This window comes from Emticicia soli (assembly GCF_037860775.1).
Classification (GTDB): domain Bacteria; phylum Bacteroidota; class Bacteroidia; order Cytophagales; family Spirosomataceae; genus Emticicia; species Emticicia soli.
The window spans coordinates 278,242-292,058 of record NZ_JBBEWC010000006.1 but is presented as its reverse complement, the minus strand read 5'-3'; the positions used below and the strand labels follow the sequence as shown (position 1 = coordinate 292,058).

General features: G+C 40.7%; 13 protein-coding genes. 6 read left to right on the top strand and 7 right to left on the bottom strand.

The genetic code is table 11. The features are described from left to right. Positions 1–6 precede the first annotated feature (6 nt). The 3 genes from WAE64_RS11370 to WAE64_RS11360 all read right to left on the bottom strand — a co-directional run bounded on the left by WAE64_RS11370 (position 7) and on the right by WAE64_RS11360 (position 2,769). Entirely contained in the window at positions 7–1,053 is a 1,047-nt protein-coding gene (locus WAE64_RS11370; RefSeq protein WP_340236523.1) for an MlaD family protein, read from the bottom strand. A gap of 13 nt (positions 1,054–1,066) precedes the next feature. Further along, positions 1,067–1,816 carry an ABC transporter ATP-binding protein gene (locus WAE64_RS11365; protein WP_340236522.1) on the bottom strand — a complete coding sequence of 250 codons (750 nt, stop codon included), beginning with the start codon at positions 1,814–1,816 and terminating at the stop codon, positions 1,067–1,069. A gap of 167 nt (positions 1,817–1,983) precedes the next feature. Next, positions 1,984–2,769: an MlaE family ABC transporter permease gene (locus WAE64_RS11360; protein WP_340236520.1), complete on the bottom strand. Its 786-nt coding sequence runs from the start codon at positions 2,767–2,769 to the stop codon at positions 1,984–1,986. A 252-nt stretch (positions 2,770–3,021) separates the two neighbouring features. Here WAE64_RS11360 and WAE64_RS11355 point away from each other — a divergent pair, with 252 nt between their 5' ends. From WAE64_RS11355 to WAE64_RS11340, 4 genes are all read left to right on the top strand, one after another. After that, complete coding sequence (locus WAE64_RS11355) at positions 3,022–3,483, top strand: (2Fe-2S)-binding protein (RefSeq protein WP_340236519.1); 462 nt, start codon at positions 3,022–3,024, stop codon at positions 3,481–3,483. A gap of 1 nt (position 3,484) precedes the next feature. Then, positions 3,485–5,635, top strand: coding sequence for a xanthine dehydrogenase family protein molybdopterin-binding subunit (locus WAE64_RS11350; RefSeq protein ID WP_340236517.1), 2,151 nt, complete (start codon positions 3,485–3,487; stop codon positions 5,633–5,635). 394 nt (positions 5,636–6,029) lie between these two features. After that, positions 6,030–7,091, top strand: coding sequence for a saccharopine dehydrogenase family protein (locus WAE64_RS11345; protein WP_340236514.1), 1,062 nt, complete (start codon positions 6,030–6,032; stop codon positions 7,089–7,091). Positions 7,092–7,093: 2 nt separating this feature from the next. Further along, the gene (locus WAE64_RS11340; RefSeq protein WP_340236513.1) at positions 7,094–8,020 is read left to right on the top strand and encodes a DUF1338 domain-containing protein; all 927 of its coding nucleotides are present in this window, start codon (positions 7,094–7,096) and stop codon (positions 8,018–8,020) included. Between the two features lie 62 nt (positions 8,021–8,082). Here the strand turns inward: WAE64_RS11340 and WAE64_RS11335 are convergent, their stop codons facing one another. From WAE64_RS11335 to WAE64_RS11320, 4 genes are all read right to left on the bottom strand, one after another. Then, positions 8,083–9,084, bottom strand: coding sequence for a zinc dependent phospholipase C family protein (locus WAE64_RS11335; RefSeq protein WP_340236512.1), 1,002 nt, complete (start codon positions 9,082–9,084; stop codon positions 8,083–8,085). 10 nt (positions 9,085–9,094) lie between these two features. After that, positions 9,095–9,979, bottom strand: coding sequence for a Ppx/GppA phosphatase family protein (locus WAE64_RS11330; RefSeq protein ID WP_340236509.1), 885 nt, complete (start codon positions 9,977–9,979; stop codon positions 9,095–9,097). A 64-nt stretch (positions 9,980–10,043) separates the two neighbouring features. Next, the gene (locus WAE64_RS11325; protein ID WP_340236508.1) at positions 10,044–10,739 is read right to left on the bottom strand and encodes a LytR/AlgR family response regulator transcription factor; all 696 of its coding nucleotides are present in this window, start codon (positions 10,737–10,739) and stop codon (positions 10,044–10,046) included. Then, complete coding sequence (locus WAE64_RS11320; RefSeq protein WP_340236507.1) at positions 10,726–11,784, bottom strand: sensor histidine kinase; 1,059 nt, start codon at positions 11,782–11,784, stop codon at positions 10,726–10,728. The genes WAE64_RS11325 and WAE64_RS11320 overlap by 14 nt, the downstream gene beginning before the upstream one ends. Before the next feature lie 228 nt (positions 11,785–12,012). Between WAE64_RS11320 and WAE64_RS11315 the strand changes: the two genes are divergently transcribed. Continuing rightward, positions 12,013–12,981: a TolB family protein gene (locus tag WAE64_RS11315; protein ID WP_340236505.1), complete on the top strand. Its 969-nt coding sequence runs from the start codon at positions 12,013–12,015 to the stop codon at positions 12,979–12,981. A gap of 29 nt (positions 12,982–13,010) precedes the next feature. After that, on the top strand, positions 13,011–13,793 hold the full coding sequence (locus WAE64_RS11310) for a DUF3108 domain-containing protein (RefSeq protein ID WP_340236503.1): 783 nt from the start codon (positions 13,011–13,013) through the stop codon (positions 13,791–13,793). Positions 13,794–13,817 lie beyond the last annotated feature (24 nt).

The following is a 13,817-nucleotide window of genomic DNA, read 5'->3' as shown; positions in this document are numbered from 1 at the left end:
ATATTCTTACTGCTGCGGCGTAGCCGATTGCGTTTTCTGCTCTTCTTCTTTTTTCTTCTCTTCGGCTTTGGCCTGTTTTCTGAAATATCTTCTGAACAAGAAATTGTGTTTCAGAGCCTCTAGGTTCTGGTCTAGTTTTTCACTGCTGCTTTCCAGATTACTGATGGTTTCTCTGATATTGTTTGCAGCGTTTTCGTCATGCAACAAAACACCTACCGGGCTTTTCTTATTATTTACCAATGTAGTGGTTGTTTGCTCAAGGTTATTAACCATTTGCTTGGCCGAAACAGTGGTTTCTTTTAGTGTTTCCGACGTACTTTGCAACGAAGCTATTGTGGTTTTAATAGCCGGATACATCTCTTTATCGGTGGCAATAGAGTTAATAAAGCTACCATCGGCGGTTAATTTGTTTGATAAGGCCACAAGGTTAGATGCCCCTTTTTTCAGTTCACGGGTGGCTGCTTCAACAGTAGCCATGCTTTTTGAAATATTGGCATACAGTGCTTCGTCTTTCATTAATTTGCCTATAGAGCCCTGTCCGGCACGAATATCGGCTGTAATATCTTTAAGGTCGGTTGTAATAGCCAGAATATTCTTATTGTTTGCCTGTAAGGTTGTAAGCATTTCTTGTTGAGTTACGTCTGGCTCAATCTGAAAATTAAAGCCGTTTTCAATCATTTTGGCATTTGGGCTACCACCCGAAATAAGAATGATAGGGTTACCAATCAAACCATCGGAGCTTACTCTTACGGTGGCATCTTGCTTAATAAAAGGTTGAGAGGTATCTTCAATACTGAAAAGAACCTTTACTTTAGAGTCGGGGGTAAAGGCAATTTCACGCACTGTGCCTACTTTTACACCGGCAAACCATACGTTGTTGCCTTTGGTGAGTCCGTTTACACTTTCAAAAGTAGCAGTAGCATCAATTCGTTTAATGAATGATTTACGCATTGTACCGAGTGTCAGAATACCCGCTGCCAATATAATAACACCTATCAGGATAAATAAACCAACTTTAGCTGCTATTTTTTGTGAAGATTCGGGGGTCGCCATATATCTATTTCTTTTAATGATTTTCTATAAAGTTATAATCGTAAAAATTCTTAATTCTAGGGTCAGGATTACCAAATACCTCTTCAAATGTACCCTGAAATTTAAAGTTGCCATCAAATAATACTGCCACACGGTCGCCTGTTTCTTTGGCACAGGTAAGGTCATGGGTAATAATGATAGAGCTTGTCTTATAGTTTTCTTTTACCTCGTTTATCAACTGATTGATTTCCATACAGGTGATAGGGTCAAGGCCCGCCGTAGGTTCATCGTACAGCATAATCTCAGGGTTCATGATAAGCGTACGGGCAATACCTATGCGTTTCTTTTGTCCGCCTGATAGTTCAGAAGGCATTTGATTAATAGAGTTTAACAAACCCACCGATTCTAATACCTTGTGTACAGCCTTATTTATTTCGGGGCGTGACATATTCTTTACGTTCCTTACGAGCGGAAACTCCAGGTTTTCTTTCACCGTCATACTATCATACAAGGCACTGTTCTGAAACGAAAACCCGATTTTTAGCCGAAGCTCATTCAGTTCTTGTTTATTCAGTTGAGTTACCTCTTTTCCTAATACTTTTACGCTACCCTTATCGGCACTTAAAAGCCCGGCAATGATTTTAATCAATACCGACTTCCCTGTTCCTGAGCGTCCGAGTACCACCATGTTTTCGCTCTGAAATACATCTAAACTAGCATTCTCCAGTACCTTCCTGTCGCCAAATGCCTTATAAAGATGCTTGATTTCTATTACTTTGTTCATGTTTGCGATATTGAGTGGATGTCTTGAACTGTGATTAACCTGATTTGTATGATTTCACTGATTTTACTAGAAAACATTATCTGAATTATTAGTGCGAAAAATTTGCTATCATATAAATCAGTAAAATCAGGTAAATCAAAGTTCAAGACTCATTCACTAAATTTATATTACCTAAACCAGTTGGTTACTTGTACAATAAACACTTCTTCAATAAATATCAGGAACATTGACGTTACTACCGACGAATTGGCTGCTTTACCTACGCCCAATGTACCATTACTGGCGTTGTAGCCTTTATAACAACCTACAATTCCGATAGTAAAGCCATAAGCAACAGCCTTTATTATCAAGGTCCACATATCTAAGAAAACTATACTATTGAAGGCTTGTTCAAAAAAAGCCGGAAGGCTTGTGTCTTCGTTGGTAGCTACGTTAAGAAACACTCCCGTGAGGGCCATTATAGCGCAATAAAAAGACAAAATAGGAATGGTGATTGTTGTAGCAAGTACCCGGGTAACAACTAAAAATTTGATAGGGTTAACGGCTGAAACTTCCATGGCATCAACCTGCTCGGTAACTTTCATAGAGCCTAGCTCAGCTCCGATACTTGAGCCAACTTTTCCTGCACATATCAAGGATGTAACCAATGGGGCTAGTGCTCTTATGATTGCAATTGTTACAAGCGAGGGTAGCCATGAGGTAGCGCCAAAACTTTCGAGCGAGGGGCGTGATTGCTTGGTGAATACAAAACCTGTTACAAAACCTGTCAGCGATATTAGTAGCAGCGAACTATTACCGATACGGTAACATTGGTTAACAAACTCTTTAAATTCAAAATTTCCACTAAGTGTCTCTTTTACGAACAAAATCAGGAAATCGGCACCGTCTTTAAAACCAATTAGCCAGTTATCAATTTTTTCGGAGAACAAGTTCTTTTTAGAATGTAAACTCATATTTTCTTTAATTAGTGGAGCTTCGGCGCCTCAAAGTTATTAAAGTATATTTGTAAATTAATAAACCATCTACGTTTTTAGGGAATTTATATACGTATGTGGAAAAAAGTGCCCAATTTGAGGTACAAATATCTTTGAATTGTTAATTGTTAGATGGTTTAACAAAATATTTAGTATCAAAATTCTTTCCAATATGTAATATTTTTGGTTAATTTTGGTTAAATTATTGACTATCAACAAAATAAAGCTACGATGGCAATTTACAACCTTAACATTAACGGGCGAGTTTATAAGACTGAAGCCGCCCCCGACACACCTTTACTATGGGTACTGCGCGACCACCTTGGTTTGCTAGGTACCAAATATGGTTGTGGTATGGCCATGTGTGGTGCCTGTACGGTACACATAAACGGCGAAGCCACCCGTACCTGTATCTTACCTGTTTCGTCGGTGAGCGAAGCTAAAATAACTACTATCGAAGGTCTTTCAGAAAAAGGCGACCACCCTGTGCAAGCCGCATGGAACGAGGTAGACGTACCTCAGTGTGGGTATTGCCAGGCAGGGCAGATAATGACCGCCGCTGCGTTTCTGAAAAGTAATCCTAAACCAACGCTGCAAGAGATTGAAACTGCTATGTCAAACAACCTATGCCGTTGTGGTACATATCACCGTATCAGAGAAGCCGTTCAACTAGCCGCAACCAAAATGAAATAACATGGAAAAGACAAGCAACAACAGCCGTAGAGATTTTTTGAAATCGGCCGCGCTAGCAGGTGGTGGTTTCATGTTGAGTTTTAATTGGTTTGGCAAAGAAGTTTTTGCTGCTGATGCTACTGCTGCAACAGTAGCCGCCGATTTTGCTCCGAATGCTTATCTGTCAATTCATCCTGACGGAATCGTTACTATATTTTCGCCAAACCCCGAAATCGGTCAGGGTATCAAAACTGCCTTCCCGATTATTGTAGCAGAAGAATTAGACGTTGACTGGGCGAAAGTAAAAGTTCTGCAAGCTCCTTTAGATACCAAGAAATTTGAGCGCCAGGTGGCCGGAGGTAGTGGGTCTATTCCGCACTCATGGCAGAGACTCCGTAAAGCCGGAGCCACAGCCCGCCAGATGTTGATAGAAGCTGCTGCAAAAAAATGGAATGTATCGGCTACCGAATGCAAAACCGAAAAAGGTTTTGTGATACATACTACTTCAAACAAAAAACTAAGCTATGGCGAACTAGCTACTGATGCAGCCCAGATTACGCCTCCGGCAGATGTAAAACTAAAAGACCTGAAAGATTTTAAACTCATAGGCTCAACTGTAAAAGGTGTCGATAATGAGGAGATTCTGACAGGTAAACCGCTCTTTGGTATAGATTTCTACCGTGAAGGGATGCTTTTCTCGATGATTCAACGCCCGCCGGCTTTTGGTTTAAAACTGAAATCGTTCGATGCCTCGGCGGCTAAAGCTATGCCGGGTATTGTAGATGTGGTTTCGTTTAAAAACAAAGTTGCGGTAGTTGGTAAATCAACATGGGAAGTAAAGAAAGCCAAAGAAGCTCTGAAAATTGAGTGGGAAAAAGACGGAAATCTGGAGAGTTCGGAAGACCATGACAAGATTTTTAAAGAATTACTCGATTCGCCTAAAGCAGACGTCAGAAGAAAAGAAGGAGACGTTGAAGCGGCGTTTAAAAATGCAGCAAAAGTAGTAGAATCAGAATACCAATGCCCGTTCTTGCCTCATAACCCAATGGAGCCGATGAACTTCTTCGCCCATGTAAGAGCAGATGGCGTAGAATTGGTTGGTCCTACGCAAACACCACAAGCAGCGCAGGGACAAACAGCAAAGTTATTGAACATTGCCCCTGAAAAAGTGACGGTAGAGCTTACCCGCATGGGTGGGGGCTTTGGCCGCAGGCTAGGTACTGACTATGTGCTTGAAGCAGTAGAGGTATCGAACCTTGTGAAAGCACCTGTAAAAGTTATCTGGACACGTGAAGACGACATGACAGGCGGTAGCTATCGCCCGGCGGTACGTTACCGTTTCCGTGCGGCGCTTGATAAACAAGGCAATATGATTGCTTACTCGCTTCGTGGAGCAGGTATCAATGCCGGAAACAGTACCCGTGAAAACAATTTCCCATCGGGAGCAGTGCCAAATTTGTTGATAGATTCGGTTGAACATAAATCACCGATTACGACAGGCCCTTGGCGTGCACCAATTACTAATTTCTTGGCCTTTGCCGAGCAATCGTTTATTGATGAAGTAGCCACCGCAGCCGGAAAAGATGCTGTTCAGTTCAGGCTTGACCTGCTTGAGAAAGCTCGTACATCGCCAACTGGACCTATCCGCTACGACATCGACCGCATGAAAGCCGTAATAGAACTTGCCGCCGAAAAATCGGGCTGGAACAAAAAACGCAAAGGAGTAAGCCTTGGTTTTAGCGTATATTTCTCTCATGCTTCTTATGTGGCACAGGTAGCAGAAATAGTAATGAAAAAAGGTAAGCCTGTATTGCAAAAAATCTATGCAGCCGTTGACTGTGGCGTGGTAATTAACCAGAGCGGTGCCCGAAATCAGGTAATAGGCGGTATTGTAGATGGTATGGGGCACGCCATGTATGGCAACCTGACATTTAAAGAAGGTACACCAAACCAGAGCAATTTTAATACTTACCGCCTCATAAAAATGAACGAGATTCCGGCAATTGATGTGCACTTTGTTGATAACGGCATCGACCCAACAGGTTTAGGAGAGCCTGCCTTGCCACCAACAGGCGGCTCAATTGGTAATGCTATCTTTAAAGCAACAGGTAAACGCCTCAGAAATCAGCCGTTTATTGAGCAGGAAGAAAACCTGTTAAATAGTATTTCATAATCGCCCATTACGATTCCCGATAATTCAGGTGAGCCATTCTCTTCGGAGGGTGGTTCATTTTTTATTAACCAGATTTTTCTTGCATTTTATAATCTATTGTATACTTTTGCTATGTAAATAAATCTTCTTACTTGTTTAAAGACCTGAAATATCATTTAGCACGCCTCGCCTATCTTCGTAGTGCCTGCTCATTTGTTCCTGATGTTTTCGGGGGGCTTCGTTAATCTTTATCTTTTATTGACAAATAATTTTACTAAATTATTTTAGTAGGGTGTATCTTGCTATTGAACTCAGTCATTGAGTTTCGGTATGCTATTTTATAGACTATTAAAAGCATTTAATGGTATTGTTTGTTGTATTGAGTTTCATCATAAACTTTTTTTTTGAATCAGACATGAAAAACGTACTTGTAATTGGTATGGGCAAAGTAGGGTCGTTGGTGGGCGTATTGCTCGCTAAACGCTTTGCCGTAATGGGTATGGACAAACGCCACCCAAATACAAACCTACCCTTTGATGTGATACTAGGCGATGTAAATGACATTGGTTTTTTAGAAAAAACCATTCCGACGTTCGATGCCGTTGTGTCGGCTATGCCTTATAATCTGAACTTACCTATTGCCCAAACGGCACATAAATTTGGTGTTCACTACTTCGACCTCACGGAAGACGTGCCCACAACCACAGCCATAAGAGAAATGGCAGAAACTGCCAACTCGGTTATGGCGCCACAATGTGGCCTTGCACCGGGCTTGATTGGTATTGTTGGGGCCGACCTAGCCAAACGCTTTACCAAATTGCGTGACATCGAACTAAGGGTAGGAGCATTGCCTCGTTACCCCAATGGATTGATGGGTTACTCATTCACATGGTCTCCGGCGGGTGTAATCAACGAATATATAAACGATGCTGAGGTGATTCATAATGGTGCAAAAAAAATGGTGCCTTCGCTCGATGGCATTGAACATATTCAGATAGAAGGGCAAGAGTTTGAGGCATTCAGCACCTCGGGTGGGCTAGGCACTATGTGCGAAACCTACGAAGGCAAAGTTGATACGCTCAACTACAAAACCATTCGTTATCCGGGTCATGCCAAGCTCATGAAGTTTTTGTTGTATGAATTGATTCTTAAAGATAAACGTGAGTTGGTAGAGCAGATTCTGACAGAAGCCAAACCACCTGTACAGGAAGACGTGGTGTATGTATATGCAGTAGTAGAAGGCTGGAAAGGCGAAGAACTGGCTCGTGAAGAGTTTTATGAGGCCTACCACCCGATACAGATTGATGGTAAACACTGGCGTGCTATTTCATGGACTACGGCGGCTTCGATAGCGGCGGTAGTTGAAATGGTGGCTGATGGTACACTGCCGCAAAAAGGCTTTATTAAACAGGAAGATATTCCACTAGGTACTTATTTACAAACAACCAATGGACAATTTTTTAAAGGAGATAAGTAAAGATGAATACTAACACAGCAACTTTAGAATATGTATTAGATGGCCTTATGCGCCGATACCGTGAGCGTGTGCCTGATGTTGAGAAAGTATCAGACGCCATGATTGCCGATGGAATTATTGCCAATGCCGGCGAAATAGAAAACGACCACATTGCTTTTCGGACAATGGGTGTGCCACAATTAGGGATTAAATCGTTCGAAAAGATATTTCTGCATTTGGGTTACGAAAAACGTGATTATTTCTATTTTGAGGGTAAAAAACTGGATGCTTACTGGTTTTCGCCACCAAAGCCCGAGTATCCAAGAATATTTGTAAGCGAATTGCGGGTAAACGATTTATCGCAGCAAGTGCAGGCTATTATCAGAACTTATACTGATGAAGTAAAAAGCGACCCTGTTGATGCACTGGATTTGAACGATGGCGCAGCCATTGATGCGTTTTTGCACCAACCATTGTGGCGGATTCCTACATGGGAAGATTATTCGACACTACTCAAAGAAAGCGAATATGCCGCATGGGTGATTTACAACCGTTATTACCTCAACCATTATACTATCAGTGTACATAACCTGAAAGACGGGTATAATAGTATTCAGGAGTTTAACGATTTTCTGGAGAAAACAGGTATTAAACTGAATGATTCGGGCGGAAAAATTAAGATTAGCCCTGATGGTGGCTTATTACAAAGCTCAACAGTAGCCGAAATAATTGATGCTGAATTTGCAGGCGGCGAAACCCATCCGATTTCGGGTAGTTATGTCGAGTTTGCCGAGCGTAAGGTATTACCGCAGTTTCAGCACTTAAAGCCTTCTGAAATCAAGCGTGAGCATCGCCGTGAGGGTTTTGAAGCAGGTAATGCCGATAAAATATTTGAGAGTACTTTCACAAGTCAGACCGTAAAAAGGAAAGCTAAGGCAAGTGAAATGTAATAAAACGAAAATAGCCCTTCTCGTCTGAAAAGGGCTATTTTTATATCTAAAACGTAATATTTCTAAAACTCAGGTTCTGCTTTCAGTAAAGTTAATTTACCTTTCTCCCAAGCCTTAATGTCTTTTTTATAATTGGCTCTGTTTCTTTTGGTTAAACCTTCGTCGTCTAGTGCTTTTAAATCTGGCTTGCCAGCATTTACCCATGCTGTGTACCAGAAATTGGCAGTGGCTGCAATTGCGCCTCTTAGTTGGTTTTCAATCATGCCATTTAAGGCTTTGTGGTACAACTCAGCATACTCTTTTGTATAAACTGCTTGGTTGAATTTGTTTTTAAGCAATTTGCCATCTGCACCTTTCTGAAATATGTTATCAGCCGGAAAAGTCTTTCTCAATTCTCTGTCCTTTGCTAGTAGTGTATCGGCCAACTCATGCGAATGACGGATAATGCGCCAGGTTTCTTTGCTTACATCGTCAATATATTTAGCATTGCCTGTGTACACATTATAGTTTTTGCCAAACATTTCAGGCAATTGTGCTTCCCAGAAAGCATGGATACCATGCTGATTGGTTAATTGTCCGTTATGATTGCTCGATGTATGCAATGGCATGTGTGCATCAGCTAGGTAATGCCCTAAATCGGCAGCTAAAAACAGGGCTTCTGTTTTGCGTTTGCCCTGCATCGATTTTGTTAGCTTCTCCATTACATCTTGTATATACCAAGGCAAAATTCCGCTCGACTGCAAGAGTTTGTTATCATATTTGGCATAAGCCGCTTTGCTTGTGGGTGGCATGCTATCAATCGTTCCGAAATCTTCAATGTCAACATAGTGGCGAGGGTTCTCGGCCTTATCGCTTAGCGTATATTTTCTTAAATCTGGTACGTTCGATTCTTCTACCACAAAATCAAGGTGGTTATAGAAGAAAATGCGAAGCTCATCAGGCAAAGCAAAAATCGCCGATTTGTTGATGTGCTGATGCCCCCACATACCCCATGATGAGAGCATGAGCAGCAAGCCAAAACTTGTAGCAACAATGGCTGTATAAGTAAATATTCTTTTTTTCATGATTATATTTTTATTCTTCTTCATTCATCAGAGTGTCATAAACCAGTAGCAGAATGCCGTCTTTCAAGCCTAAATCTGGTACAATTATTTCGTTGGCATCGGCCCATTTCATCACAGAAATGTAAATATCAGAAGCCGGAACAATCACATCGGCACGGTCGGCATTGAGTTGGAGCAAGTTGATACGCTCTTCAAGCGTAAAGTTACTGATGTAGTTGCGTTGTCTTTCAAGTTCGTCAAGGGTGGCTCTGCCATTGGCCTTGTTTTCAATCATGTTAAACAACTTCGATATATTGCCGCCTGTTCCTACGGCTATTACGTGCTCGTGTGTCGGTACGTTATCATCTATCCAGCTTTTCATCTTACGCCAGATATCCGGCGCTTCTTTGTGCTCTAATAAACGAACAGAACCTATTTTAAATGATTTAGCCGCTATTTTTGTACGGCCTTTATAAATATTAAGCTCGGTACTACCACCGCCTACATCAATATGCAGATAGGTTTTGTCGTTTTCGAGCACCGCTATAATCACGTTGTTGATGAGTTCAGCTTCTTTCTCTCCTTCAATCAGATGAATCTCCATGCCTAGCTCATTTTTGATGCGCTCTACAATATTACTCCCGTTTTCAGCTTCTCGCATGGCTGATGTGGCACAAATCATATATGCATCTACTTCGTGTAGTTCCATCAGCAGGCGGTAGGCCATCAATAGTTTTTTGATGCGGGCTTCGCTTTCATAAGATATTTTTCCTGTGTTAAATACGTCCATACCCAAGCGCAAGGCAAAGCGTACATACTCTACTTTTTTGAAATTGATTTTCTTTTGGTCGTGCAAAACCGACGAAATCTGCATTCGGGCGGCGTTAGACCCTATGTCAATGGCGGCAATTTTCATTAAAATCTCTTTTCTGTGTTAGACGATTTGCAAAAGTACCGCTTTTTGTGAAAAAACGTGTCGACTAATTCCCTAAAACCGTCCAAACCTCTTCTTTATAAGCTCTACCAATCGGAATTTGTCTACCACATATATCAATCTCGGTAGCCGAAAAGGCTTCAATCTTATCTTTGGCAACAATAAAAGACCTATGCACCCGCAGAAAATTATCGTTTTGTAGTAACTCTTCAATCTCGTTCAAAGCCAGTTTGGTTGTAATATCCTGGGCCTTTGTGCATATTTTTATGTATTCTCGTTGGCTTTCAATATAAAGTATCTCGTCAAAGAAAACCTTTATCATTTTCTTGTTTACATTAAAAAACTGGTATTTGCGTTCTTCGGGCAGTGCTACATTCGTAACAATAGCAGGGGTGTTTAGTTTATTAACCGCTTGCAGAAAACGGCTGAATTCAATGGGTTTTAACAGGTAATCTAATACATTATGCTCGTAGCCTTGCAGCGCATATTCATGATAGGCTGTAGTAAGAATAATGCGTGGTGGGTGGTGGAGCGTTCTTATGAAATCAAGCCCTTTGAGCTTCGGAAGGTTAATGTCCAGAAAAATCAAATCTATGCTGTTTTTTCTTAGTATTTCGGTGGCCAGAATGGCATTGGCACAAATAGCTTTCAGTTGCAAAAATGGCACCTGTAGTACATAATCTTCTAATATCTCAGCAGCCAATGGCTCGTCTTCTATAATTATACAGTTAAATTTTTGCATGGCTGTTAAGGTTAAATTCAAGTATAATACTGAATGTAGACGTGTGGTTTTCGATAATGAGCCTATGCCCTGGATACATCAATTCTAATTGACGACGTACGTTGCTCAAACCTATTTTTTCGGTAAGAAGCGCAGGACTATCTTCTGGTTTTGAGTTTTCTACACAAAAATACAATTTACTTTCCTGAAGCCTTACTTCAATTCTGATGAACGATTCGTAGATGGTTTCGCCAACACCGTGTTTAAAGGCATTTTCTACAAATGGTAGCAAAATCAGAGGTGCGATAGGTTCGTTAGGGTTATCTATATTGCTTACAAAGTCTATTTTTAGGCGTTCGTTATAGCGTATTTTTTCAAGTTCAATATAATCGGCCATTACTCGTAGTTCGTCGGCAATTTCAATAAAGGGTTTGTTTGTTTCGTAGAGCATAAAGCGTAATAATTTCGATAATTTCATTACTACCTCGGCCGTATCGTCCGATTTCTTGCGGGCAAGCCCGTAGATATTGTTGAGCGTATTAAACAAAAAATGCGGGTTAGTTTGGGCTTTCAGAAAACGCAGCTCGGTTTCAAGCCGTTTTTTCTCCATTTCTTGTTCGGCTTCTTTTGCTCGTATATTCTGCCTTAAAAGCTTAAGAAACAAGGCTATCCCGCAGGTAAAGCACAACAGAAAAATCCCATATACAAAACTGGCAAAGGTGAAAAAGTTTTCGTCTTTCATAGGTCTATTCAGCACATATCTCTGAATAGATTCTGAAATCCATAAGAAAACCAGAATTGATATTACAAAAGCCAGTATTGTAAGGCTAATCGATTTTAAAAAACTCCACCTTTTTGAAAGAAATTGATTGAGAATATGAAAAACCAAATAAATCAACGGGATTTTCACGACAAGGTATGAGCTCTGAATACCCATAGCCAGCGAAAACAAATAAATGGCGCTTTCGTTGGGCATATTGTATTGCAAAGACTCAAAGTTAAGGTAGGCTTTGAATAAGACATAGGCAAGCCAGAAAGCAATATGAAAAAAGATTCGGTTTTGCATCAAAAAGGAATTAAGTGCCTTTAAAAATATAAAATTATAAGAAAATATTCTGATAAAAAGGCTCCGACTCACCAATAGCAATTATCTACCCACCAGCAGTAGTTTCTATTGCAAAATAGTATAAATACCATGATAATTGCTTTCTGCTAGGTGATAAGTGCTGTATATACCCATAGGTAAATTTTGTGTCGAAAAGAACCTAGCTTTAATGGCATAAACCAAATAGCCATGTTTTTTAATACTAAATTATTCTCAACAATTGCTCTATGTTTCTGGTCGTGGTCGCTGATGGCCCAAACAACTATTGCTTTTACCAACCCACCTGAAATGCCTGAAGTCTTTGGAACAAGCACCGGCTTCAGCGAAAGAGACTTTGCACTTTCGCCAGATGGCAGCGAAATATTTTACACACTGCAGGCACCACAAGGCGTTTTTCAGACTATTGTTTACCGAAAGAAAGACGCTACCGGGCAATGGAGTAAACCTGAAATTGCTCCCTTTGCCGGAAAATACAGCGACCTTGAACCTGCCTTTTCGGCCGATGGAAAGCAACTCTATTTTGCGTCGAACAGGCCTATACAAGGCACAATGCCAAAAGATTTTGATATATGGGTAGTAAGCAAACAAAATAACCAATGGGGTGAGCCACAAAACGTAGGTGCGCCCGTAAATACAAACGAAGATGAATTTTATCCGTCTATTGCCCGAAACGGGAATCTGTATTTTACGGCAGCGTATAAAACCGCCATAGGTAAAGAAGATATTTTTGTGTCAAAACCCGAAAATGGGAAATATACTGAGCCAGTTCCCTTAGATACTGCTATTAACTCCAAAAATTATGAGTTCAACGCCTTTGTATCGCCTGATGAAGATTATATCATTTTTACATCATACGGCCGCAAAGACGATACCGGCAGAGGCGATTTATACATGAGTGTAAAAGATGCCAAGGGCAAATGGCTGCCTGCGCAGAATTTAACCATGCTTAACTCAAACCGATTAGACTATTGCCCTTTTGTTAGCCCCGATAAAAAGGTACTTTTCTTTACCAGCGAACGCATAAATATACCTAATGCTTACCCAAATACGACGGCTAAAATAGACGAGCTACTCAAGGCATTTTCTTCTCCACAAAATGGGTCGGGCGATATTTATTGGGTGAGTTTTGAGAAAGTGCTCGAAAGCTTTAAAAAGTAAACAACCAATCTTTTTCTTATACAATTATTATGAAGCTATTATTGATAAAACTATGGGCAGTTCCTGTGCTGCTATGTTCTTGTTTCACATTATTTGCCCAAGATACCGTCTGGGTTGATGCATCTAAAGTAAACACGCAATTTTTGAAAGAAGGCAAGAACCACTATCTGGTTTATTTCAAAATGTCGAAAGATTCACCCCGTATGCGGCCCCAGTTCTGGACAAGAAATATAGCATTTGAAAATTATAATGGCAAAGAGGCTATTGTGGTAACTCAGGAATGGGAAGACCGTGATAGTTTGGTACACACCGTGAAATCGGTTTGTGATAAAAAAACTTTTGCTCCGTTGTATCAGCAAAGCTGGTGGAAACAGCGTGGTAGTAGTGAGTATGATTTTGTAAGTAAAACAGCCAAAGTAAATGATAAACCACTGACCGATGCAGATACTGTTGGGGTCAGAAAAACATCTTGGCTGGCTTTTCAGAAAGCTTATACTCAATATACGCTTAACTGGCATCTCGACCTCGAGGTGTTTCCATTGTTGGCCTATAAAGCAGGAGTTACATTTATGATTCCGTTCTATGACCCTGGCTTTTCAGCTCCAAAACATGAGGCTTACACTGTTTCAGGTTCAGGGCAATTAGAAGGCTACGATAAGCAGAAAATAGATTGTTGGTTACTTACGCATGAATCTAAAGGAGTTAAAGAGGTATTCTGGATAAGTAAAAAGACACACGAAGTACTAAAATTAGAAAACGAAATAGGCAAAGACCGATGGCGATATAAAATTAAGCTTGGCTTTAGTATGTAGCTATAATAAAAACGAGACAGGCTT

What these genes read in the sequence shown, in the direction of transcription:
- WAE64_RS11340 (WP_340236513.1), top strand. Translation starts at nt 7,094, where the DNA reads ATGAATACTAACACAGCAACTTTAGAATATGTATTAGATGGCCTTATG.
- WAE64_RS11345 (WP_340236514.1), top strand. Translation starts at nt 6,030, where the DNA reads ATGAAAAACGTACTTGTAATTGGTATGGGCAAAGTAGGGTCGTTGGTG.
- WAE64_RS11355 (WP_340236519.1), top strand. Translation starts at nt 3,022, where the DNA reads ATGGCAATTTACAACCTTAACATTAACGGGCGAGTTTATAAGACTGAA.
- WAE64_RS11360 (WP_340236520.1), bottom strand. Translation starts at nt 2,769, where the DNA reads ATGAGTTTACATTCTAAAAAGAACTTGTTCTCCGAAAAAATTGATAAC.
- WAE64_RS11315 (WP_340236505.1), top strand. Translation starts at nt 12,013, where the DNA reads ATGTTTTTTAATACTAAATTATTCTCAACAATTGCTCTATGTTTCTGG.
- WAE64_RS11370 (WP_340236523.1), bottom strand. Translation starts at nt 1,053, where the DNA reads ATGGCGACCCCCGAATCTTCACAAAAAATAGCAGCTAAAGTTGGTTTA.
- WAE64_RS11320 (WP_340236507.1), bottom strand. Translation starts at nt 11,784, where the DNA reads ATGCAAAACCGAATCTTTTTTCATATTGCTTTCTGGCTTGCCTATGTC.
- WAE64_RS11310 (WP_340236503.1), top strand. Translation starts at nt 13,011, where the DNA reads ATGAAGCTATTATTGATAAAACTATGGGCAGTTCCTGTGCTGCTATGT.
- WAE64_RS11350 (WP_340236517.1), top strand. Translation starts at nt 3,485, where the DNA reads ATGGAAAAGACAAGCAACAACAGCCGTAGAGATTTTTTGAAATCGGCC.
- WAE64_RS11365 (WP_340236522.1), bottom strand. Translation starts at nt 1,816, where the DNA reads ATGAACAAAGTAATAGAAATCAAGCATCTTTATAAGGCATTTGGCGAC.
- WAE64_RS11325 (WP_340236508.1), bottom strand. Translation starts at nt 10,739, where the DNA reads ATGCAAAAATTTAACTGTATAATTATAGAAGACGAGCCATTGGCTGCT.
- WAE64_RS11330 (WP_340236509.1), bottom strand. Translation starts at nt 9,979, where the DNA reads ATGAAAATTGCCGCCATTGACATAGGGTCTAACGCCGCCCGAATGCAG.
- WAE64_RS11335 (WP_340236512.1), bottom strand. Translation starts at nt 9,084, where the DNA reads ATGAAAAAAAGAATATTTACTTATACAGCCATTGTTGCTACAAGTTTT.